Genomic DNA, 20,593 nt, shown 5'->3' with positions numbered 1-20,593 from the left:
GGCTTTTAGGCGATGAGGAGCCCGCGCTTATTTGCTGGCAGGCGCCGGTGCTGGCATGACAGGCGTGGTCACAATGACCTCGACGGCCGCTGCTGGCGTAACAACCACAGCCGGTACCAACACAGGGATGACCGGCGCCGCATTGGCGTTGCCGCCGTGGAACTTCATCATCAGCGGCACGATCAGCAGGGCCACGATGTTGATGATCTTGATCAGCGGGTTAATGGCCGGGCCGGCCGTGTCCTTGTAGGGGTCGCCCACGGTGTCGCCGGTGACCGCTGCCTTGTGGGTTTCGGAGCCCTTGCCGCCGTGGTGGCCGTCTTCAATGTATTTCTTGGCGTTGTCCCAGGCGCCGCCGCCGGTACACATGGAAATCGCCACAAACAGGCCGGTCACGATGGTGCCCATCAACATGCCGCCCAAGGCCGCCGGACCGAGCAGCAGGCCGACCAGAATCGGCACCACCACGGGCAGCAGCGACGGAATCATCATTTCCTTGATGGCCGCGGTGGTCAACATGTCGACGGCGCGGCCGTATTCGGGCTTGGCCGTGCCTTCCATGATGCCCTTGATCTCGCGGAACTGGCGCCGCACTTCCACCACCACCGCACCGGCGGCACGGCCCACGGCTTCCATGGCCATGGCGCCGAACAGGTAGGGAACCAGGCCGCCTATGAACAGGCCGATGATGACCATCGGGTCGGAGAGATCAAAGCTGATGGCCTTTCCGTAGGCTTCGAGTTTGTGGGTGTAGTCGGCAAACAGCACCAGCGCGGCCAGACCGGCTGAACCGATGGCATAACCCTTGGTCACGGCCTTGGTGGTGTTGCCCACCGCGTCCAGCGGGTCGGTGATGGCCCGCACGCTGGCAGGCATGTCGGCCATTTCGGCAATGCCGCCGGCGTTGTCGGTGATGGGACCGTAGGCGTCGAGCGCGACCACGATACCGGCCATGCTCAGCATGGAGGTGGCGGCAATCGCAATGCCGTACAGGCCGGCCAGGTGGTAGGCCGTCCAGATGGCGATGCAGACACAAATCACCGGCCAGGCGGTGGAGCGCATGGACACCCCCAGACCGGCAATGATGTTGGTGCCGTGGCCGGTGGTCGAGGCTTGGGCAATGTGCTGCACCGGTTTGTACTGGGTGCCGGTGTAGTACTCGGTGATCCAGACCAGCGCGCCGGTCAGCACCAGGCCCACGGCACAGGCGCCGAACAGGGCCATCTGGCTGCCGACGGCCTTGATGGCGTTGTCGGGCATCAGCCAGGTGGTGACAAAGTAAAACGCAATCAGCGACAGGCCGCCGGCCACCGCCAGGCCTTTGTACAGCGCCGGCATCACATTGGTCATGCCGGGCGAGGCCTTCACAAAAAAGCAGCCGATGATGGACGCGATGATGGACACCGCGCCCAGGGCCAGCGGGTAAACCACGGCGCTGGTGCCCGCGCCGGTGACCAGCAGGGCGCCCAGCACCATGGTGGCGATCAGGGTCACGGCATAGGTTTCAAACAGGTCGGCGGCCATGCCGGCGCAGTCGCCCACGTTGTCGCCGACGTTGTCGGCAATCACCGCCGGGTTGCGCGGGTCGTCTTCCGGAATACCGGCTTCGACCTTGCCCACCAGGTCGGCGCCCACGTCCGCACCTTTGGTGAAAATGCCACCACCGAGCCGGGCGAAGATGGAGATCAGCGAGGCGCCGAAGGCAAAACCGATCAGCGGGTTCAGCAGGTTGGCCAGCTTCACATCCGGTGTGTAGTTGCCGTTGCCGACCAGAAACCAGTAAAAGGTGGTGACACCCAGCAGGCCCAGGCCCACCACCAGCATGCCGGTGATGGCGCCGCCGCGAAAGGCGACGTCGAGCGCGGGGCCAATGCCCTTGGTGGCTGCCTGCGCGGTGCGCACATTGGCGCGCACCGAGACGTTCATGCCGATGAAGCCGCAGGCGCCCGAGAGCAGCGCGCCAACGACAAAACCGATGGCGCTGGGCACGTCCAAAAAGAGGCCGATCAAAATGGCCAGCACGACGCCAGCGATGGCGATGGTTTTGTATTGGCGCGCCAGATAGGCTGCCGCGCCGGTTTGAATCGCGGCTGCAATTTCCTGCATGCGCGGATTGCCGGCGTCCTGGGAAAGAATCCAACTGCGGGCCCAGATGCCGTAAGCCACGGCGACCAGTCCGCAGACGAGCGCAAGAATAAGCGCTGAGTTGCCTGTCATAGAAATCTCCTACGTTGTTTTTCGCTTGGAGGGGGTGCCACGCTAGCGGTGCCCCCGCTGCGTTGCTTCCTCGTTGCTCACGTAGAGACGATTGGCCAACCTTTGAAATTTAACGCCAAAATGTGACAACTTGACGAGGCGTCAGCCCTGAATCAGTAAAATGAGGGTAAATACCGACCGGCTCTTTGCCTCTTTTTATCAATCCAACCCAAAGCCACCATGTCTCTCGATAAAGTTTCCCCCGGCAACAACGTGCCCGACTCTTTCAACGTGATTATCGAAATCCCGATGAATGCCGACCCCGTGAAGTACGAAGTGGACAAGGAATCCGGCGCGATTTTTGTGGACCGCTTCATGAGCACGTCCATGCATTACCCGACCAACTACGGTTATGTGCCCAAGACCATCAGCGGTGACGGCGACCCGGTGGACGTGCTGGTGATCACACCTGTGCCCCTGATCCCCGGTGTGGTGGTGACCTGCCGCGCGATTGGCATCCTGAAGATGACCGACGAAGCCGGCGAAGACGGCAAAGTGCTGGCCGTGCCCATCGACAAGAAATGTTCGCTCTACACCCAGTGGCAAAAACCGGAAGACATGAACCCGCTGCGCCTGAAAACCATCTCGCATTTCTTCGAGCACTACAAAGACCTGGAAGAAGGCAAGTGGGTCAAGGTCAATGGCTGGGAAGGTCCAGAGGCCGCCCACAAGGAAATCATGGACGGCATTGCCAACTACAAGAAGTAAAACCTCCAACGCTTGATTTTTTAAGCGTTTTAGGCCTCTAGCCCTTATGGATTGGGCGCAAGAAGCTATCAAAAAAAGAAGCGTCTGAAGCTTGCGCTGCAGACGCTTTTGCATGTGGGGCGTTCTGGCCTTAAGCCGCGCGGGCCGGGTCCGGGTAAATCAGCCCGTGCAAAAACGTGCCCTTGCGTTCAAACGGCCGCCACTGGCCTTCGGCTTGCGCCAGCCGGTCCGCCACGGCCCACCAGGCGCTGGGGTTCAGCCCCAGGCCGATGTGGCTGGCAATCACCTCGATGTTTTCGGTGTGCGGGTTGTCCGGCGACGGCTGCTGGATGCTGCCTTGCCAGGCCACGATGCCGTCGCTGCGCGAATACAGGCTGCTGGTCGGCACCGGCGGCGCGCTCGGCAGGTCGTAGTTTTCCGCCTCGCTCTCGACCTTGCGGCCGCTGGCCAGCTCGTAAATGCGCCAGGCGTTGGTGGAGCGGTGCGAGCCGGCAAACGGCGTGCCCAGGGTGATCACGCTGCGTACCATGTGTGGCAATTCTTTGGCGAGTTCGCGCGCATACACGCCGCCCAGGCTCCAGCCGATCAGGCTGACCTTGCGCCCGCTGTCCTTGAAGGCGCGTGTGACCTGCGCCCTGGCAGCGTCCAGCACGCCGGCGCGCGGGCCGAAGTTAAAGCCCTGTTCCCAGCCGCTGGTCTGGTAACCCAGGGAGTCGAGGTAGCGGCGCAGCGGCATGGTCGAGCCGTCGTTGGCCGAGAGGCCGGGAAACACCACCACGCTGTGGCCGTCACCACGCGGCGCCCGGGACAGTACCGGCCAGGTGGGCAACAAGGCGCCGGCTTCCCAGAAGGCGCGCAACTCCAGGGCCAGCAGCCAGACATTAGGCGGCGGGCCGTCGTGCCGGTCCTGTTTTTGGTTTTGTTTTGGTTTTGACTGCGGGGGAGCGGGTGGTGCCATGGTTGGAAACATTGGATGTTTTTTTGTCTTTGTTCTGGGTAGAAGCAAGTTTGGGGCGGCTGGCGCGTTTGACAGAGGGAGACTTCCCTAAAGTCGTCCTGGAAACGACAGATTTTTTAGGGGCCTTGACCGGGGCGGCCTGGGCCGGGGCCTCTGGCCCCAGCAGGCTTTGTGCTTGCCGGAACGCCTCTTCAATCGCCAGCGCCAGCTCCTGCGCCTGTGGCAAGGCGTCTTTGCCGGCGATGATGCCGAAATCCACGTGGCCGGCATAGGTCTGGATGGTGATGTTCAGCGCCAGCCCGTGGATCACGATGGACAGCGGGTGAAAGGTCAGGATTTTGGCGCCGGCCAGGTACAAGGGCACGGGCGGCCCGGGCACGTTGGAAATCGCCAGGTTGGCGACCATGGGCAGGCGGCTGGCCAGCCCGGTTTTGCCGTACACATTGAGTGCCGCCTTGGCCGCGCCGCCGACCAGCCAGGGCGCGAGCAGGGAAGGATAGTCGGTCGGCAGCAAGCCCTTGAGGCTTTGCATCGAGGCCTTGACCTTGGCCGTCGAGGCCATGATGGCGTTCAGGCGTTTGAGCGGATGGGCCAGGTGGCTGCCCAGCTCCACCAGGCTCATGCTGACCTGGTTGCCGAGTTCGGTCGCATCGCTGGCGCCGGCTTCACGCAAGGACACCGGCATGGCCGCGACCAGGGACTTGGTCGGCACGCCGCCGTGCCCGGCCAGGTAGCTGCGCAGCGCGGTGGAACAAATCCACAAGGCCACGTCGTTGAAACTGCCGCCCACGGCCTTGCCCATGGCCTTGCATTCGGCCAGCGGCACGGTGGCCGCCACAAACACCCGGCCCTGCGTCACGGCGGTGTTGAACGGGCTTTTGGGCGCCAGCTTCATGGGCATCTTGGCGCGGCCATTGCCCGAATCCTGCAGCGACTGTTTGGCCAGCGTGCTGCCCAGGGTGCCGGCCGCCGCCGGCAGCGACTTGGCCAGCTTGGCGACCTGCGCCAGCGAGTTGGAAAACACCGAACCAATCATCTTGCCCACCTTCAGGTCGGCCGCGGTTTTGCCACGCCGCGCCGGGTCGGGCAGTGGCACCTCGCGTGGCACCGGACCCATGTCGAGGATGGCGTTGGCCAGCATCACGCCGCCTTTGCCGTCCAGCGCCGCATGGTGAATTTTTGAGAAAAAGCCGCCGACGCGTTCGCCCGAAGGCAGCTTGATCGCGTCAAACACATAAAACTCCCAGAGCGGGTAAGCGCGGTCTATCAACTCGCTGTGCAAGGTGGCGACCATGGTGTGCGCCTGCGCCAGGCTCATGGGTTTCTGGGCCGAGCAAGGCACACGCCGCACATGAAAGTCGAGGTCCACCGAGTCGGCTTCGACCCACAGCGGGTGGCCCAGGTCAAAAGGCATGAAGACCAGCTTGCGGCTGAACACCGGCGCCAGGTGCATGCGGCTGGCGATGTGGTTCTTGACGGCCTTGTGAAAACTGCCCTTGAACCCCGGCGGCAACGCACACAGGTTGAGCGAACCCACATGCATGGGCATCTCGGGGGTTTCGAGGTAAAGAAAGGTCGCGTCCAGGCCGGTGAGGGATTTCATGGCGATGTCTCCATCTGTTGGAGACACATTAACCGAGCGAGGCGGGCTGTGGCACTAGGGTTTGCCGTACGCGGTCACGGTTCGCGTCAAAACGGGGGATGGATTTTGGAGGGATAAGCCCCTATAGTGGTTTGCTGCTGGGCCAGGCGTCGCCAGCATGTTCTGTTCGGGTGGGTAGATGGCAAGCCGAAAAAGCAGGAGAACAACATGCATGCCCAGGACCCTTTGGACCTCATCATCGTGGGTGGCGGTATTGGCGGCGTGATCAGCCTTTATTACGCCAAAAAGGCGGGGCTGAAGGTCTTGCTGATCGAAAAGCAGCCTGGCGTGGGCGGGCTGTGGGCCCAACTACCGGCCTGGCAGGACATCCAGATCAATCCCGTCGACTGGGCGTTGGGCGATATTCCGATCAGCGGGCCGCTGCAGGCCAGTATTGCCCGCCATATTCAGGCCTGGGTCGATAAATTTGATCTGGCGTCCTCGATGCTGCTGGACACGGCGGTGACCACAGCCAAGGAAAGCCCGGAAGGCTGGACGGTGACCACAGCGCATCAACGCTACTTTTCGAGGTTTCTCATCGCCGCCACAGGCGGACACAATCGCGCGTTCACGCCCAGGACCGAACGAATCAACGCCTCGATTCAGGAATACCACTCCTCCGCACTGGACGATCCCCAGGTGCTCACCGGCAAAGACGTGCTCGTGGTGGGTGGTGGTGCGTCTGCCTATGACCTGCTGGATCTTTGCTTTGAACACCAGGCACGCCGCGTGGTCTGGCTTTATCGCAGCTTGAAGTGGATGCTTCCGACACGCAAACCCAAACATATCGCCGGCGACATTCGTGGGCTGGCCAAACAACAAATGTCGGGTGTTTCCATCGCGCAGATGAATCGGGACATCAATCTTGATTTGCAGGGGCGTTACGAAAAATTTGGCCTGCAGGACATCCTTCCCGCCGGCGAATTTGACATCACCCGGGATCAGCTGATTCCCGGCCGCCGCGCCATGATTGAAAACTTCAGCAAGATTGAAAGGCACCAGGGCGAAATAGCGCAGATCGCTGATCGGACGGTTCAAATATCTTCGGGTGAGCGGATCGATGTCGACCTGATTCTGTGGGGCACCGGTTATGCGATGGACCTCCGCTATTTTGAGTCCCCCGCCTTGGCGGCGATCACCCGGGTTGACGAATTGGCGGCGCGTTGTGGCTGCCTGTTTCGATCACTGGACGCGGCCAAGCTGTTTTTCCTGGCTGTGGGACTCGAGGCCACGGGTTCCGCGCCCTGGGCCTATGCCCACGCCGCCAGAACCATCATGTCGCATATCCAGGGCAAGGCGCAGCTTGATGAGGTGCCCGTGCAGGGAAAAATCAACCACTTCGAGTCGGCCAAATTCCTGGCCCCGCGTGACCCCGAAAATTACCCAGCAGCTACCTGGTTCGCCGCCTACAAAGACATGGCCTTGACCCATCCCGCAGAAGAGCCGATGCCTATCCCCTGAGCGCGTGGCGGGCGATCGCCAGCTCGCTAAGGGCTGGGCGCTTCCGCATCACCCAGCATGCCTTGGGCATCTTCATTCAAGCCAGCCACGGGTGTCGCCTTGGCCAGCGCCAGCCACACGCCAAAAGGCAGTTCCTGCCGCGCATGCCGCGGTGCGGCGCGGGCAACAATCAGGCGTTTGGGGTCTGCCACCATCACGCCACATTCCGCCGGCACTTCGTCGGCCTCGGCAATACACCGGCCTTTGGCATCGCAGCCCAGCACGTACCAGCACTCACCGCCCAGGTCCAGGTAGGCCGCGCGTTTTTCGGGACGGCGCAGGTCGCCCAGAAAATCAGAGCGATGCACCTTGATCTCGTGCACGATGGGATCCACATAAGCTGCCACCGAGGTGTTGCGGATGGAAAACACATCGGGCCGCGCGATACACCAGCGCGCCGGGCCGCCTTCGGTGGCGGGCGGCAGTTGCGCCCGCAGGCCCAAACCCCGCCAGGTGATGCGGCCGGCACGCAGCATCTCGCCGGCCACACGTTCAACCAGTGCTTCATGGGCCGACAGCGCAGAGCGGTTGCGCACCAAGGTGGCGGCCAGGTAAGACAGGCCGGCATCGGTGACACGCAGGGTTTCGTGACCGCTGGGGCCTGAGACACGCTGCAGCATGCCCCAGGCCAGCAGTTCGATTTCGACCAGATCCTGGCTGGGCCAGCCGGCCGAGCGGTAAATTTCGCGCAGCCGACGGGCATGGGTGCGGCCCAGCGGCCCGGGTGGCGTGCCGGCTGGGTTGTCGCTGGGCGGGGGGGCATCGAGATTTGGCATCAAGAAGAGCTTAAAACAAGCCGGATTTTAAGGAAAATAGGCCTTCAGCCCAATGAAAACAGGCACAAGATGCTATTAATACAATAGCAATCACTTGACAGTTCTTGGCGCATGCGGCCTGCTTGCGTCGTCTCAGCGCTTGATATGGCCGGCAGAATTGAAAAAGCCGGGTTGAACCCGGCTTTTTTATCTGAAAATCAGGCGATCAGAACGCGTATTTCAAGCTGACAGAGTAAGCGTTGGCGCGAATGGAGCCACCGAAACCATCACCGACTTTGCCGAAATCTTCGTATTCGAGGCGCACGGCGAGTGCAGGGGTGATGTTGTAGGCGGCACCGATGCCAGCCATGAGCGAGCTTTTGCTGCCGGAGTCAGACACGCCTTGAACGGAGATTTTGCCACGGTTGTTGGAAACACCGAGCTTGCCGAGAAGAGAGAAACCGCCAGCCAGCGGCAAGGTGCCCGTACCGGCAATGCTGTACTGCGAAAGCTTGATGGAGCCAGCCACAATTTGGGTTCCCGCAACGTTACGTGCAACCACGTCCCGATTGCCCAAGTCCGCGTACTGAGCCTCAACACCCCAGTTAGGGGTGATTTGGTAGCCGCCGTACAGCTTGTACATCCCTTTGCTGTTGTCGCCGCCAGTCAGCCGTGTGCCGGCCGGGATGCCTGCGCCGGTGATGGGGCCGTCAATACCCGTGGCTTTTGAAGAGCCGGCACCGATACCTGCATACCACTGAGCCGAAGCCGGCATGGCCACGAATGCGGCAGCAATTGCGGCAGCCAGGAAAACTTTTTTCATCGAAATTCTTTCAAGAGTAAATGAAACATTTGGAAACAGGCCCAGAGGATACGGGTATGGATTCCGTCAGGCAATGTTCCTGGCGACAGCGGGACAACTATTCGCCAATTTGCAACGTTTGACGAACACACCTCCTTCAATTGGAGGAGGCTTTAAACGGGTTGCGCCGTTCCAGCTCTTCCATGTAGCCGTCTATCCCCGCACCCTCACGTTCCAGAAATCGCTCGACGGCATCGGCAAAAGCCGGGTGCGCCAGCCAGTGGGCGCTGGTGGTTTTGACGGGCAGCAGGGCGCGGGCCATTTTGTGTTCGCCCTGGGCGCCGCCTTCAAAACGCTGGTAGCCATGCTGGATGCACCATTGCAGCGGCTGGTAATAACAGGCTTCAAAGTGCAGGCAGTCGACCCGTTCCAGCGCGCCCCAATAACGGCCGTAGGCGACTTTGGTGGGAAATTGGCCACCAGTCCTTGTTCCACCTTCGCTGACAGCTATCAAACTCGTAGCGATGGGTGCGCCTTCACGCTCCGCCACAAACAGCAGCCAGTTCTCCGGCATGTCGTCCTGCATGTGCTGGAAGAAGTCGCGGCTCAGGTAGGGCGCATTGCCGTGTTCGTAATAGGTACGTTCATAACAGCGGTAGAAAAAGTCCCAGTGTTCCGCCGAAATGTTTGTGCCCAGCGACCAACGGAAGCTGACGCCGGCTTCGCTGACCTTGCGCCGTTCCTGGCGGATTTTTTTGCGTTTTTCCTGGCTCAGCGACATCAGGAAGTCGTCGAAGTTGCGGTAGCCGGAAGGCGGACCAGTCCAGTGGAACTGTATGTTGTGACGCAGCATCAAACCCGCCTCCTCACACGCGGTCACATCCTGATCGCTGGCAAATAGCAAATGCAGCGAAGACAATTTTTCGTCGCTGCACCAGGCCACCAGGGCCTTGACCAGCAAGGTACGGGTTTCGGCGTCGCGCGCCAGCAGGCGGGCGCCGGGCACGGGTGTGAAGGGCGGGGCGACCAGCGCCTTGGGGTAATAAGGCAGGCCGTGCTGGTGGTAGGCGTTGGCCCAGGCGTGGTCGAAGACGTATTCGCCGTAGGAGTGGTCTTTCAGGTACAGCGCGCAGGCGGCGACCATCTCGGTGCCTTGCGATAAGGTGACAAAACGCGCGGTCCAGCCGGTTTGGGGCGTGGCGCTGCCGCTTTCAAACATGGCGCTCAGGTACTCGTGGCGCATGAAGGGGTTGAGCCCGCCGGCCGGGTCTTGCGCGGCCAGCAGGGTATTCCAAGCGCTGGCATCGACCTGGCGCGGCGAATCCAGTACACGGATGACATAATCGTTTGCGTTGTTGTTCACGTGTTTTTCAGGGTTCAAATCCACTCATGTCACTCAAAATCTGTGTTGCCCAATTGAACTACTGCGTCGGCGACATGCCGGGCAACGCGCAAAAAATCATAGACGCCGCCCGCACGGCTTATGCCGACGGCGTGCGTTTGCTGCTGACACCCGAGCTGGCGATTTGCGGCTACGCGGCCGAAGACCTGTTTCTGCGCCGCTCGTTTATTCAAGCCTGTGATGATGCCGTGAATCGGGTGGCCAGTGAGCTGGCCGGGTTAAAAGGTTTGACCGTGGTGGTGGGCACGCCCACCCACGGCGACAACGGCAAGGGGCTGCGCACCAAAAGTGTGGAAGTGCAGCAGCGGCACAACGCGGCCAAGGTGGTGCGTGAAGGCCGTGTGCTGGAAACCTATGCCAAACGCGAGCTGCCCAATTACCAGGTGTTTGACGAGCGGCGTTATTTCGCGCCGGGTCAGGGCACCTGTGTGTTCCAGGCCGGCGAGGGCGAAGACAGCATCAGCGTCGGGCTGCTGATCTGCGAAGACGCCTGGTTTGAAGAGCCGGCGCGCCTTAGCAAGGAGGCCGGCGCCGAACTGCTGGCCGTCATCAACGCCTCGCCTTTCCACGTCGGCAAGGGCGGCGAGCGTGAGCTGATGATGCGTGAACGGGTGTTGACCACCGGCCTGCCCATGGTTTACGCCCATCTGGTCGGCGGCCAGGATGAAATTGTTTTTGAAGGCCACTCGTTTGCCTTGCAGGCCGACGGTGCCTTGGCCGGCCGGGCTGAAAGTTTCAAGGAAAATCTGTTTATGGTCCAGGCACAACGGGCGCAAGCAGCTATTAAATTGGTAGCGGCTGTGGTGCCGGAGCGCAGCGCCGAGGCCGATTTGTGGGATGCGCTGGTGCTGGGCGTGCGCGACTATCTGGGCAAAAACGGTTTTCCCGGTGCGATTCTGGGTTTGTCGGGCGGCATCGATTCGGCCCTGGTGCTGGCGATTGCGGTTGATGCGCTGGGCGCCGACAAGGTGCGAACGGTGATGATGCCGTCGCCTTACACCGCCGATATTTCCTGGATAGACGCACGCGAAATGGCCGAACGCATGAAAGTGCGTTACGACGAGTTGTCCATCGTGCCGGAGTTTGAGGCCTTCAAGGCCTCGCTGGCCGGCGAGTTCCAGGGCCTGAAGGAAGACACGACCGAAGAAAACATCCAGGCGCGGATACGCGGCGTGTTTTTGATGGCGCTGTCCAACAAGTTTGGTTCCATCGTGCTGACCACCGGTAACAAGAGTGAAATGGCCACCGGTTATTGCACCTTGTACGGCGATATGGCGGGCGGTTTTGCGGTGATCAAGGACTTGCTGAAAACCACGGTGTTCAAGCTGGCACGCTGGCGCAATGACAACGACCCCTACGGCACGGGCCGCAACCCGATTCCGGAGCGCATCATCACGCGCCCGCCCAGCGCCGAACTGCGCGCCGACCAGACCGACCAGGACAGCCTGCCGCCTTACGAGGTGCTGGACGCGATTTTGCAGCGTTACATGGAAAACGACGAAAGCATAGAGAGCATTTTGGCTGCCGGTTTTGACGCGGCCGTGGTCGAGCGTGTGACCCGCCTGATCAAGATCAACGAATACAAGCGCCGCCAGGCTCCGATAGGCATACGGGTGACCCATCGCAGCTTTGGCAAGGATTGGCGCTATCCTGTGACCAGCAAGTTCAGAGCCTGACCCGATTAACTGAGAGACAATCCGACCATGAAACAAATTACCGCCGTCCTCAAACCGTTCAAGCTCGAAGAAGTCCGTGAAGCCCTGGCCGAATGCGGCGTGACCGGCCTGACGGTCACCGAAGTCAAGGGTTTTGGCCGCCAGAAAGGCCATACCGAGCTCTACCGCGGCGCCGAATACGTGGTCGACTTTCTGCCCAAGGTCAAGGTGGAAGTGGTGGTGAAAACCGAAGACGTGGACCGCTGCGTGGAAGCCATTGTGCGCGCCGCCCGCACCGGCAAGATCGGTGATGGCAAGATTTTCATCACCAGCGTCGAACGTGTGGTGCGTATCCGGACCGGGGAAGAGGACGAATCGGCTGTTTAAAGGCCCCCACGGTCGCTCACTTCGTGTAGCTTCCTGCCCCCCTCTGGGGGGCCGCTGCGCCTGCGGCCCGGCTAAGCCGGTTCCGCGGCCCCTGGACAGGCGCTGAACCGTTTTAGCGCTTTAAATCTGGTCCAGCCGCAGCCCCTCGGGCGCCATGCCCGCCGCCTGCACCAGTTGTTGCAGCAAGGCGGTCGGCTCGCTGGCCACACAGATCAATTCCATCTGCCAGTCGCTCATGAAGCCGCTTTTGACCGACGAATTCAAAAACGTCAGCAGTTCAGTGTAATAACCGCCCAGATTGAGCAGGCCCACCGGTTTGGCGTGGTAACCCAGTTGGCGCCAGGTCCAGACCTCGAAAAATTCTTCCAGTGTGCCTATGCCGCCTGGCAGCGACAAAAACGCGTCGGCGTGTTCGGCCATGAGGCGTTTGCGCTCATGCATGGTGTCCACGATATGTAACTCGGTGCAGCCGGTGTGGGCCCATTCCTTTTCGACCAGCGCCTTGGGGATCACGCCGATCACGCGGCCGCCCGCCGCCAGCGTGGCGTCGGCCACGATGCCCATAAGGCCATTGTGGCCGCCGCCATACACCAGCTGGCCGCCGTGCTCACCTATCCACTGGCCGACCTGGCGTGCGGCTTCAGCAAAAACGGGGTCCACGCCTGGGCGTGAGCCGCAATAAACGCAGAGGGAAAAAGCGGGCTTCATGTCGTGAAAAACCTTTGAAACAGGGCCGTGGCCCAAATCCCGGCACACAGCAGCAGGCTGAGTAAAACGGCCGCGCTGCCCATGTCCTTGGCGCGTTTGGACAGGTCGTGCCATTCGGGGCCTATGCGGTCAATCGCGGTTTCTATGCCGGTGTTAAGCAGCTCGATGATCATCACCAGGACCACCGCGCCGGCCAGCAATACGGTTTCCACCCAGTTGCTGCCCAGCCAGACCGATGCCGGCAACAAGACCAGGCTGGCCAGTGCTTCCTGGCGAAAGGCGGTCTCGTGCCAGCCCGCGCGCAAGCCCGCCAGCGAGTAGCCGAGCGCATGCCAGACGCGGTTCAGGCCCTTGCGGTCTTTTTGGGGGTTGACGGGGGCAGTGCTGGGTGCGGGAACCGCTGGGTGACTCTGAAGTGCGGAGGGTGAAGTTTGTTCGGGCATGGGCCGATTGTCGTGCGACTTTGTGGCAGTTGGATGCGCAGGTTTCATGGCCAGCCGGTGTTCTCAAGCCGCTTTGGCGGGTGTGCCCAGGGGCAGGCTGGAAACCAGCCGCGTGCCGGCCAGCGCGTCGTGCCAGAACTGACGGTCCGGGTGAAAGCGCGACAAAATTGCCCAGATCGCCACCCAGCCGATGATTAACACCGCGGCTTCCTGGCCTGGCACGCTAAAGATCCAACTGATCGCGAGAGGCGGCAAAAACCACAGCCAGCTCAACGCATACCGCAGCAGCGCCCTTTTTTGGCTGATGGCCGCGCCTTGGCTATCCACCACGCGGATATTCCAGGTTTTCATTGCCAGGGTCTGGCCTTTGGCCCAGAACCAGACGAAATAAATGCCAAAAACAATGAAAAGAAACGCCTGCAGGGCATGGCGATTGTCCAGCGCGTTACGCGTCTGGCTCAGTGTGCCAAACAGGTAACCGGCGATAAAAACCACGCCGAACATCAGCAAGCCTTCGTAAAGCCAGCAGGCCATGCGCCTGCGCAAGGACGGGGTGGGGGCGCGATCAGCGGAGTGGACTATCAATTTTGTAGCGTTCTAATGAGGTGGGATAAGGGCTACAGTGCAAATTGATCAGCATCCGGCCGGCACCCCGGGCAGATGGCAGGCCGATGAAGGCTAGTGCGGCTGAGCCGGCGTGACAAGCGGCGCCGCGGCCGCGGCCGGCGCGGCGCCCGGTGTGCCACCAGGCGGACTGTCAATTGACTGCGAGACCGCAATTTTAGGCGCTGCCGGGGCCTTGGGTTTGTCCGTAGGCGACGGCACGGTGGCGAGCTTCTGCCGCGCGACCGGTTTCACGGCTGGCGCAGCGCCCAGAGGTTTGGCTGGGGCCTTGGCGGCGAGTTTGTGTTTCTCGTCGTCACTGAGCGACTGGTAGGCTTCCCATTTGGCCTTTTTCTCTTCGGGCGTCAGCTCTTTCGAGAGTTCTTTGGTTTTTGCAAAATTCAGCCTGGCCTGGGTGCGCTGCTGCGAGCTCAAGGCCCCCCATTCCTGCATGCGACTCTGCATTTTGGCCTGCTCGTCGGCGGGCAGGGCTGGATAGCTTTTGGCCATCTGCAGCCACTTGCGTTTATGGGTCTGGCTTAGCGAGGCCCAGGTGGGTGCCAACGGCTTGAGAATGTCGCGTTGTGCCGGGCTTAATTCGGCCCAGCCAGGACCGGCGGAGGCCTGGGCCACGACGGTTTTGGCCGGTGGTGCTGAGGGGGCTGCCGCTTTGGGGGCTGTCGGCTGGGCGTTCGCCCCGATCGAGACCGCCAGCGCAAGGAGTAGCACCCAGGACGGCGCCAACAGGCCGAGCGGGCGTTTGTCGGAGAGGCAGGTCGATCGCACGGTCATCGGCTCAGTTTTTCTTTGCTGTGGCGGGGTAAGGCTGGTTTAAAGCGTGGTTTTGAGAAATTGCACAAAACCGGGATCGAAATAGGCGTCCGGCGGCAGGTCATCGGTCAGCAGGGCGGAGTCGACTTCGGCCAGTTCCCGGACTCTGCTGTCCGACTGCATGGAGTTGATGATCAGCAGGCCGGCCACCAGGGCGATCAGGGGCAGTACCGAACCAATCCGGCGCCAGAAACCAAAGCTTTCATCTGAACCCCAAGTGAGGGTCGATCCCGCACTGCTGGCGGCGGTCGCCGGTGCGGTCTGGACTTTGGCGATTTTGCGTGCGGCCACGGCTTGGGCGCGGGCGGCGCGCAGGCGCTCCGAAATGTCGTAAGGCAGGTCGGCCGCGCCCGCAGACAGGTAGGAGGCGGTTTTCAGGCCGTAGCGGTCTTGCAGGATGTCAGTGCGGTTTTGTTGCGAGTTATTCATAGTTTTATTCCTCTGGCGGTCAAAGCCTTGCTGAGCGCATGGACAGCTCTCGAACAATGCGTTTTCACGCTGCCTTCGGAGCAACCCATGGCCGCAGCGGTTTCAGCCACGTCCATTTCCTCCCAGTAACGCATGAGAAAGGCTTCTCGTTGACGGCCGGGCAATTCCTTGATCTCTGCTTCAATTTCTTTCAGGATTTGAGTCCGTTCCGTCGCGTCCTGGGCGCTCTCCGTTCCTTCAGAGCTGGTTGAGGCCTCTAAAGTTTCCAGCAAGTCGAAATCTCCGTCGTCCCCGGCGGATTCGAAGTCGCTCATGTTGGAGAACAGCGCGTTGCGGGTCTTGCGGCGGCGAAACCAGTCCAGCGTGGTGTTGGACAGGATGCGCTGGAACAGCATGGGCAGTTCGGCCGCAGGCTTGTCGCCATAGTGCTGGGCCAGCTTCATCATGCTGTCCTGAACGATGTCGAGCGCTGCTTCGTCGTCCCGCACGTGGTAGACGCTGCGCTTGAAGGCGCGTTTTTCAACGCTTTTCAGGAAATCGGAAAGTTCTTGTTCGGTTGCCAACGGTTTGAGTTCCGGTTTGTCCCAGCACGGTCATTGCTTTGCATTTTTGCCAGGCGCCTTGCTGGCGTCCCAGGCCCGACAGGCCCTGCTACCGGAGATGGTCACAAGCTGGAAAATTATCGCATCTAGCGCCGTTTCTGCTGGATTTTTTTAGAACTTTTGAATATTGAGGGCGGGCGGGTGTCTTATAATGTTCACTGCAATTCAAACAGCAAACGGGTCATGGCTCGGCGGATTATGTATTCGCTCATGGTTTTGGCCTCAAGTCTCAACACCGCTTCACAAGAGTGGGTGAAGAGGCACCCAAGGTATTTCGTTAGAGAAATTCACAAAGGTTCATCATGGAAATCACAAAGGCCGAAATCACTTCGGCAGCAGCGGCAGCCTCTGCCAATTCCAATCCGCAAGAACTCCGGGGCGCCGAAATCCTCGTCAAAGCCTTGCAGGCCGAAGGTGTCAAGCACATCTGGGGTTACCCAGGCGGCGCCGTTCTGCACATCTACGACGCTTTTTACAAGCAAGATTCGATTCAGCACATCCTGGTGCGCCACGAGCAGGCTGCCGTGCACGCAGCAGACGGTTATGCCCGCGCCACGGGCGATGTCGGCGTGGCCCTGGTCACTTCCGGCCCCGGCGTGACCAACGCGATCACCGGTATTGCCACGGCCTACATGGACAGCATCCCGATGGTCATCATCACCGGGCAGGTGCCGGTTGCGGCCATCGGCCTCGATGCCTTCCAGGAGTGCGATACCGTGGGCATCACCCGCCCCATCGTCAAGCACAACTTCCTGGTCAAGGATGTGCGCGACATGGCAGAGACCCTGAAAAAAGCGTTTCACATCGCCCGTACCGGACGTCCCGGCCCGGTCGTGGTCGACATTCCCAAGGACGTGTCGTTCAACAAAACGCTGTACACCGGTTACCCGCAGACGGTTGAAATGCGCTCTTACAACCCCGTGCGCAAAGGCCACGGCGGACAGATTCGCAAGGCGCTGCAGTTGTTGATGGCGGCCAAGCGGCCTTATATCTACACCGGCGGCGGTGTGTTGCTCAGCAATGCCTCGCAAGAGTTGCGCACGCTGGTGGACATGCTGGGTTACCCCTGCACCAACACGCTGATGGGCCTGGGCGCCTACCCGGCCAGCGATAAAAAATTCCTCGGCATGCTGGGCATGCACGGCACGATGGAAGCCAACAATGCGATGCAGCACTGCGACGTGTTGCTGGCCGTCGGCGCCCGTTTTGACGACCGTGTGATCGGTAACCCGAAACACTTTGCGCAAAACGAACGCAAGATCATCCACATCGACATCGACCCATCCAGCATTTCCAAACGTGTCAAGGTCGACATTCCCATCGTCGGCGACGTCAAGGACGTGTTGCTCGAACTGATCGCCATGATCAAGGAGTCCGGCCTCAAGCCTGACGCCAATGCCCTGGGCGGCTGGTGGGACACCATTGAAGGCTGGCGCAAGCGCGACTGCATGAAATACAGCCTGGGCACGGGCGACGTGATCAAACCGCAATACGTGGTTGAGACGCTCTGGAACATGACCAAAGACGCCGATACCTACATCACGTCCGACGTCGGTCAGCACCAGATGTGGGCGGCACAGTATTACAAGTTTGACGAGCCGCGCCGCTGGATCAATTCGGGCGGCCTGGGCACCATGGGTGTGGGTATTCCTTATGCCATGGGTATCAAGCTGGCCAAACCCGAGAGCGAGGTTTTCTGCATCACCGGTGAAGGCTCGGTGCAGATGAATATCCAGGAGTTGTCCACCTGCCTGCAGTACAACACGCCGATCAAGATCTGTTCATTGAACAACCGTTACCTGGGCATGGTGCGCCAATGGCAGGAAATCGACTACGAAGGCCGCTATAGCAGCAGCTATATGGACGCTTTGCCCAATTTCGTGAAGCTGGCCGAAGCCTATGGCCATGTCGGCATGTTGATTGAAAAGCCACAGGATGTGGAGCCCGCGCTGCGTGAGGCGCGCAAACTGAAAGATCGCACGGTGTTCATGGACTTCCGTACCGATCCGACCGAAAACGTGTTCCCCATGGTCAAGGCCGGCAAGGGCATCACTGAAATGCTGCTCGGGTCTGAGGACCTCTGAGCCGCGCTTTCCCATTCAATTTCACCGTCACCTGACGAATCTATTGTCTGCCGAGCCTGCGCATTACCGTGCGCAGGGGAGGGCAGCGAAAAGAGGAATCTTTTTATGAAACATATCATTGCAGTTTTGCTGGAAAACGAGCCAGGCGCTCTTTCCCGCGTGGTGGGCCTGTTCTCGGCACGTGGTTACAACATCGAGAGCCTGACCGTTGCGCCTACCGAAGATGCGAGCCTGTCGCGCATGACCATCCAGACCACCGGTTCCGACGACGTGATCGAGCAGATCACCAAACATCTGAACCGGCTGATCGAGGTCGTCAAGGTGGTGGACCTGACCGAAGGCTCGTACACCGAACGTGAGCTGATGATGGTCAAGGTTCGCGCCGTCGGCAAGGAGCGCGAGGAAATGAAACGCATGGCTGATATATTTCGCGGTCGGATCATCGATGTGACTGAAAAGAGCTACACGATCGAGTTGACCGGCGATCAGTCCAAAAACGACGCGTTTCTGGAAGCGATTGACCGCAGTGCGATTCTGGAAACAGTGCGCACCGGTGCCAGCGGCATAGGCCGTGGTGAGAGAATTCTCAGAGTTTGATGTCAGCTGTCCGTGCGCGCGTTTCGACAGGCTCAACGCGAACGGATTTTGGAGTGGCGATATGCGGTTACCGTTCGCCCTGAGCCTGTCGAGGGGCATTTTCGCCAATACTTATTCCGAAAGAGAAAAATGAAAGTTTTTTACGACAAAGACTGCGACCTGAGCCTGATCAAGGGCAAAACCGTCGCCATCATCGGTTACGGCAGCCAGGGTCATGCCCACGCGCAAAACTTGAACGACAGCGGCGTCAAGGTCGTGGTCGGTCTGCGTAAAGGCGGCGCTTCGTGGCCCAAGGTTGAGAAAGCCGGCCTCAAGGTGGCTGAAGTGGCTGATGCCGTCAAGGCGGCTGACGTGGTGATGATTCTGTTGCCCGACGAGCAAATCGGCGCGGTTTACAAGAACGATGTGGCTCCCAACATCAAGCAGGGCGCCTCGCTGGTGTTTGCTCACGGCTTCAACGTGCATTACGGTGCCGTGATTCCGCGCGCTGACCTCGATGTCTGGATGGTGGCTCCAAAAGCCCCCGGCCATACGGTCCGCAACACCTACACCCAGGGTGGCGGCGTGCCCCATCTGGTTGCCGTGCACCAGGACAAGAGCGGCAAGGCCCGTGACCTGGCCCTGAGCTATGCCATGGCCAACGGTGGCGGCAAGGCCGGCATCATCGAAACCAACTTCCGCGAAGAAACCGAAACCGACCTGTTCGGCGAGCAGGCTGTTCTGTGCGGTGGTACGGTCGAGTTGATCAAGGCTGGTTTCGAGACGCTGGTGGAAGCCGGTTACGCGCCTGAAATGGCGTACTTCGAGTGCCTGCATGAGCTCAAGCTGATTGTTGACCTGATTTATGAAGGCGGCATCGCCAACATGAACTACTCGATCTCGAACAACGCTGAATACGGCGAATACGTGACCGGCCCGAACATCGTGACCTCGGCCACGAAAGAAGCCATGCGCAAGTGCCTGAAGGACATCCAGACCGGCGAATACGCAAAGAGCTTCCTGCTGGAAAACCATGCCGGTGCGCCGACACTGATCAGCCGCCGTCGCCTGAATGCCGAGCACCAGATCGAAGTCGTGGGCGAAAAGCTCCGCGCCATGATGCCCTGGATCGCCAAGAACAAGCTGGTTGACCAAACCCGCAACTGATGAGTCGGCCGGGTCCCACAAGGCCCGGCTTAGCTCAGCTGTCAAGCCGCGCAAAACACTTGCGCGGCTTTTTCGTTTGCGGCGCTTTCGTTTGGTATCCTCTCTTTATGAATCAATCACTATCTGCGCGCCATGATCTCCAGGCGAACGCGGCTGTTCGGCATGCCTTTTGCGCGTGCCAGGCAGCAATCGGGGGAAACTTTTATGCATGACGGCGAGAACTCAGAGGTAGACGTGGATGACGCCGCGCCGCGCAAGCGGCGCAAGGGTATTTACATCCTGCCCAACCTGTTCACGCTGGCGGCGCTGTTCGGCGGTTTTTACGCCATCGTGATGGCCATGAACGGGCGTTTTGACCAGGCGGCCATTGGTGTGTTTTGTGCCATGGTGCTGGACAGCCTGGATGGCCGTGTGGCGCGTATGACCAATACCCAAAGCGCCTTCGGCGAGCAGATGGACTCCTTGTCCGACATGGTCTCGTTTGGTGCGGCGCCGGCATTGATTGCCTATGTGTGGGCCTTGACCAGCCTGGGTCGCTGGGGTTGGGTCGCGGCATTTGTGTACTGTGCCTGTGCCGCGCTCAGGCTGGCCCGCTTCAACGTCAACACGGCGGTTGTCGACAAACGTTTCTTTCAGGGATTGCCTTCGCCGGCCGCGGCGGCGCTGGTGGCGGGGTTTATCTGGCTGATGGCGGAAGCGGGTGTGCAGGGTGAGGACGTGCGCTGGTACATGTTTGCCTTGACTCTGTATTCGGGTTTGACCATGGTGACCAACGTGCCTTTTTACAGCTTCAAGGACCTGAGCATCAAGCGCAGCGTTCCGTTTGTTGTGATCGTGCTGATTGCCCTGGGTATCGCGGTGATCAACATCGACCCGCCGACGGTGATCTTCGGCCTGTTCATCATTTACGGCTTTTCCGGTTATGCCTTGTATGCGTGGCGCAAAGCCAAAGGTTTGCAGACCAGCGTGATCTCGACTTCAACTGACGAACCTGACGAACGCGGACTTCACTAGCCAAAGATCGGTTTCTGGCGCCATTTTCCTGGCGCTGCGAGCCCGGAAAATTTTGTGATACATTGCCAGAC

General features: G+C 60.4%; 20 protein-coding genes. 8 read left to right on the top strand and 12 right to left on the bottom strand.

What is annotated here, in order from left to right:
* Nucleotides 1–27: 27 nt before the first annotated feature.
* Nucleotides 28–2,217 (bottom strand): sodium-translocating pyrophosphatase, encoded by a 2,190-nt coding sequence (locus tag ACHMXK_RS13385; protein WP_397441057.1) that lies wholly within the window; start codon nt 2,215–2,217, stop codon nt 28–30.
* A 219-nt stretch (nt 2,218–2,436) separates the two neighbouring features.
* Between ACHMXK_RS13385 and ppa the strand changes: the two genes are divergently transcribed.
* Nucleotides 2,437–2,964, top strand: a complete 528-nt coding sequence (gene ppa / locus ACHMXK_RS13380) for an inorganic diphosphatase (RefSeq protein WP_318409605.1) — start codon at nt 2,437–2,439, stop codon at nt 2,962–2,964.
* A gap of 130 nt (nt 2,965–3,094) precedes the next feature.
* Here the strand turns inward: ppa and ACHMXK_RS13375 are convergent, their stop codons facing one another.
* Entirely contained in the window at nt 3,095–3,922 is an 828-nt protein-coding gene (locus ACHMXK_RS13375) for an alpha/beta hydrolase (RefSeq protein ID WP_397441056.1), read from the bottom strand.
* Nucleotides 3,846–5,525 (bottom strand): wax ester/triacylglycerol synthase family O-acyltransferase, encoded by a 1,680-nt coding sequence (locus ACHMXK_RS13370; protein ID WP_397441055.1) that lies wholly within the window; start codon nt 5,523–5,525, stop codon nt 3,846–3,848. The genes ACHMXK_RS13375 and ACHMXK_RS13370 overlap by 77 nt, the downstream gene beginning before the upstream one ends.
* A gap of 207 nt (nt 5,526–5,732) precedes the next feature.
* Here ACHMXK_RS13370 and ACHMXK_RS13365 point away from each other — a divergent pair, with 207 nt between their 5' ends.
* A complete protein-coding gene (locus ACHMXK_RS13365; RefSeq protein WP_397441054.1) occupies nt 5,733–7,025 on the top strand; it encodes an NAD(P)-binding domain-containing protein in 1,293 nt (430 codons plus the stop codon).
* 26 nt (nt 7,026–7,051) lie between these two features.
* On the opposite strand, the gene ACHMXK_RS13360 is transcribed toward ACHMXK_RS13365, so the two are convergent.
* The 3 genes from ACHMXK_RS13360 to ACHMXK_RS13350 form a co-directional block, all read right to left on the bottom strand.
* On the bottom strand, nt 7,052–7,840 hold the full coding sequence (locus tag ACHMXK_RS13360; RefSeq protein WP_397441053.1) for a hypothetical protein: 789 nt from the start codon (nt 7,838–7,840) through the stop codon (nt 7,052–7,054).
* A gap of 205 nt (nt 7,841–8,045) precedes the next feature.
* Nucleotides 8,046–8,642 (bottom strand): outer membrane beta-barrel protein, encoded by a 597-nt coding sequence (locus tag ACHMXK_RS13355; RefSeq protein WP_397441052.1) that lies wholly within the window; start codon nt 8,640–8,642, stop codon nt 8,046–8,048.
* 136 nt (nt 8,643–8,778) lie between these two features.
* Nucleotides 8,779–9,984: a GNAT family N-acetyltransferase gene (locus ACHMXK_RS13350; protein WP_397441051.1), complete on the bottom strand. Its 1,206-nt coding sequence runs from the start codon at nt 9,982–9,984 to the stop codon at nt 8,779–8,781.
* Nucleotides 9,985–10,010: 26 nt separating this feature from the next.
* Between ACHMXK_RS13350 and ACHMXK_RS13345 the strand changes: the two genes are divergently transcribed.
* Together ACHMXK_RS13345 and ACHMXK_RS13340 are read left to right on the top strand one after the other, a co-directional pair.
* Nucleotides 10,011–11,699: an NAD+ synthase gene (locus tag ACHMXK_RS13345; RefSeq protein WP_397441050.1), complete on the top strand. Its 1,689-nt coding sequence runs from the start codon at nt 10,011–10,013 to the stop codon at nt 11,697–11,699.
* A gap of 27 nt (nt 11,700–11,726) precedes the next feature.
* Nucleotides 11,727–12,065 carry a P-II family nitrogen regulator gene (locus ACHMXK_RS13340; RefSeq protein ID WP_372827226.1) on the top strand — a complete coding sequence of 113 codons (339 nt, stop codon included), beginning with the start codon at nt 11,727–11,729 and terminating at the stop codon, nt 12,063–12,065.
* A 120-nt stretch (nt 12,066–12,185) separates the two neighbouring features.
* On the opposite strand, the gene ACHMXK_RS13335 is transcribed toward ACHMXK_RS13340, so the two are convergent.
* The 6 genes from ACHMXK_RS13335 to ACHMXK_RS13310 all read right to left on the bottom strand — a co-directional run bounded on the left by ACHMXK_RS13335 (nt 12,186) and on the right by ACHMXK_RS13310 (nt 15,642).
* Nucleotides 12,186–12,773: a TIGR00730 family Rossman fold protein gene (locus ACHMXK_RS13335; RefSeq protein ID WP_397441049.1), complete on the bottom strand. Its 588-nt coding sequence runs from the start codon at nt 12,771–12,773 to the stop codon at nt 12,186–12,188.
* Complete coding sequence (locus ACHMXK_RS13330) at nt 12,770–13,216, bottom strand: diacylglycerol kinase (RefSeq protein ID WP_397441048.1); 447 nt, start codon at nt 13,214–13,216, stop codon at nt 12,770–12,772. Before ACHMXK_RS13330 ends, ACHMXK_RS13335 begins: the two co-directional genes overlap by 4 nt.
* 63 nt (nt 13,217–13,279) lie before the next feature.
* On the bottom strand, nt 13,280–13,798 hold the full coding sequence (locus ACHMXK_RS13325; protein WP_397442522.1) for an RDD family protein: 519 nt from the start codon (nt 13,796–13,798) through the stop codon (nt 13,280–13,282).
* Between the two features lie 96 nt (nt 13,799–13,894).
* Nucleotides 13,895–14,611 (bottom strand): DUF3106 domain-containing protein, encoded by a 717-nt coding sequence (locus ACHMXK_RS13320; protein ID WP_397441047.1) that lies wholly within the window; start codon nt 14,609–14,611, stop codon nt 13,895–13,897.
* 39 nt (nt 14,612–14,650) lie between these two features.
* On the bottom strand, nt 14,651–15,079 hold the full coding sequence (locus tag ACHMXK_RS13315; protein ID WP_397441046.1) for a DUF3619 family protein: 429 nt from the start codon (nt 15,077–15,079) through the stop codon (nt 14,651–14,653).
* Entirely contained in the window at nt 15,076–15,642 is a 567-nt protein-coding gene (locus ACHMXK_RS13310; protein ID WP_397441045.1) for an RNA polymerase sigma factor, read from the bottom strand. Before ACHMXK_RS13310 ends, ACHMXK_RS13315 begins: the two co-directional genes overlap by 4 nt.
* A gap of 341 nt (nt 15,643–15,983) precedes the next feature.
* Between ACHMXK_RS13310 and ACHMXK_RS13305 the strand changes: the two genes are divergently transcribed.
* The 4 genes from ACHMXK_RS13305 to pssA all read left to right on the top strand — a co-directional run bounded on the left by ACHMXK_RS13305 (nt 15,984) and on the right by pssA (nt 20,522).
* Nucleotides 15,984–17,765: an acetolactate synthase 3 catalytic subunit gene (locus ACHMXK_RS13305; protein WP_397441044.1), complete on the top strand. Its 1,782-nt coding sequence runs from the start codon at nt 15,984–15,986 to the stop codon at nt 17,763–17,765.
* Nucleotides 17,766–17,870: 105 nt separating this feature from the next.
* Entirely contained in the window at nt 17,871–18,362 is a 492-nt protein-coding gene (gene ilvN / locus ACHMXK_RS13300; protein ID WP_397441043.1) for an acetolactate synthase small subunit, read from the top strand.
* A 129-nt stretch (nt 18,363–18,491) separates the two neighbouring features.
* The gene (gene ilvC / locus ACHMXK_RS13295) at nt 18,492–19,508 is read left to right on the top strand and encodes a ketol-acid reductoisomerase (RefSeq protein WP_397441042.1); all 1,017 of its coding nucleotides are present in this window, start codon (nt 18,492–18,494) and stop codon (nt 19,506–19,508) included.
* 204 nt (nt 19,509–19,712) lie between these two features.
* Nucleotides 19,713–20,522 carry a CDP-diacylglycerol--serine O-phosphatidyltransferase gene (gene pssA / locus ACHMXK_RS13290; RefSeq protein ID WP_397442521.1) on the top strand — a complete coding sequence of 270 codons (810 nt, stop codon included), beginning with the start codon at nt 19,713–19,715 and terminating at the stop codon, nt 20,520–20,522.
* Nucleotides 20,523–20,593 lie beyond the last annotated feature (71 nt).

The organism is Polaromonas sp. UC242_47, assembly GCF_044452385.1.
Lineage (GTDB): Bacteria > Pseudomonadota > Gammaproteobacteria > Burkholderiales > Burkholderiaceae_C > Polaromonas.
Note: the sequence above shows the minus strand (reverse complement) of the source record. Positions and strands in the feature narration are given on the sequence as shown.

What these genes read in the sequence shown, in the direction of transcription:
- ACHMXK_RS13305 (WP_397441044.1), top strand. Translation starts at nt 15,984, where the DNA reads ATGGAAATCACAAAGGCCGAAATCACTTCGGCAGCAGCGGCAGCCTCT.
- ACHMXK_RS13335 (WP_397441049.1), bottom strand. Translation starts at nt 12,773, where the DNA reads ATGAAGCCCGCTTTTTCCCTCTGCGTTTATTGCGGCTCACGCCCAGGC.
- ACHMXK_RS13340 (WP_372827226.1), top strand. Translation starts at nt 11,727, where the DNA reads ATGAAACAAATTACCGCCGTCCTCAAACCGTTCAAGCTCGAAGAAGTC.
- ACHMXK_RS13355 (WP_397441052.1), bottom strand. Translation starts at nt 8,642, where the DNA reads ATGAAAAAAGTTTTCCTGGCTGCCGCAATTGCTGCCGCATTCGTGGCC.
- ACHMXK_RS13365 (WP_397441054.1), top strand. Translation starts at nt 5,733, where the DNA reads ATGCATGCCCAGGACCCTTTGGACCTCATCATCGTGGGTGGCGGTATT.
- ACHMXK_RS13330 (WP_397441048.1), bottom strand. Translation starts at nt 13,216, where the DNA reads ATGCCCGAACAAACTTCACCCTCCGCACTTCAGAGTCACCCAGCGGTT.
- ACHMXK_RS13360 (WP_397441053.1), bottom strand. Translation starts at nt 7,840, where the DNA reads ATGCCAAATCTCGATGCCCCCCCGCCCAGCGACAACCCAGCCGGCACG.
- ACHMXK_RS13370 (WP_397441055.1), bottom strand. Translation starts at nt 5,525, where the DNA reads ATGAAATCCCTCACCGGCCTGGACGCGACCTTTCTTTACCTCGAAACC.
- ACHMXK_RS13375 (WP_397441056.1), bottom strand. Translation starts at nt 3,922, where the DNA reads ATGGCACCACCCGCTCCCCCGCAGTCAAAACCAAAACAAAACCAAAAA.
- ilvN (WP_397441043.1), top strand. Translation starts at nt 17,871, where the DNA reads ATGAAACATATCATTGCAGTTTTGCTGGAAAACGAGCCAGGCGCTCTT.
- ACHMXK_RS13315 (WP_397441046.1), bottom strand. Translation starts at nt 15,079, where the DNA reads ATGAATAACTCGCAACAAAACCGCACTGACATCCTGCAAGACCGCTAC.
- ilvC (WP_397441042.1), top strand. Translation starts at nt 18,492, where the DNA reads ATGAAAGTTTTTTACGACAAAGACTGCGACCTGAGCCTGATCAAGGGC.
- ACHMXK_RS13320 (WP_397441047.1), bottom strand. Translation starts at nt 14,611, where the DNA reads ATGACCGTGCGATCGACCTGCCTCTCCGACAAACGCCCGCTCGGCCTG.
- ACHMXK_RS13385 (WP_397441057.1), bottom strand. Translation starts at nt 2,217, where the DNA reads ATGACAGGCAACTCAGCGCTTATTCTTGCGCTCGTCTGCGGACTGGTC.
- ACHMXK_RS13345 (WP_397441050.1), top strand. Translation starts at nt 10,011, where the DNA reads ATGTCACTCAAAATCTGTGTTGCCCAATTGAACTACTGCGTCGGCGAC.
- ppa (WP_318409605.1), top strand. Translation starts at nt 2,437, where the DNA reads ATGTCTCTCGATAAAGTTTCCCCCGGCAACAACGTGCCCGACTCTTTC.
- pssA (WP_397442521.1), top strand. Translation starts at nt 19,713, where the DNA reads ATGCATGACGGCGAGAACTCAGAGGTAGACGTGGATGACGCCGCGCCG.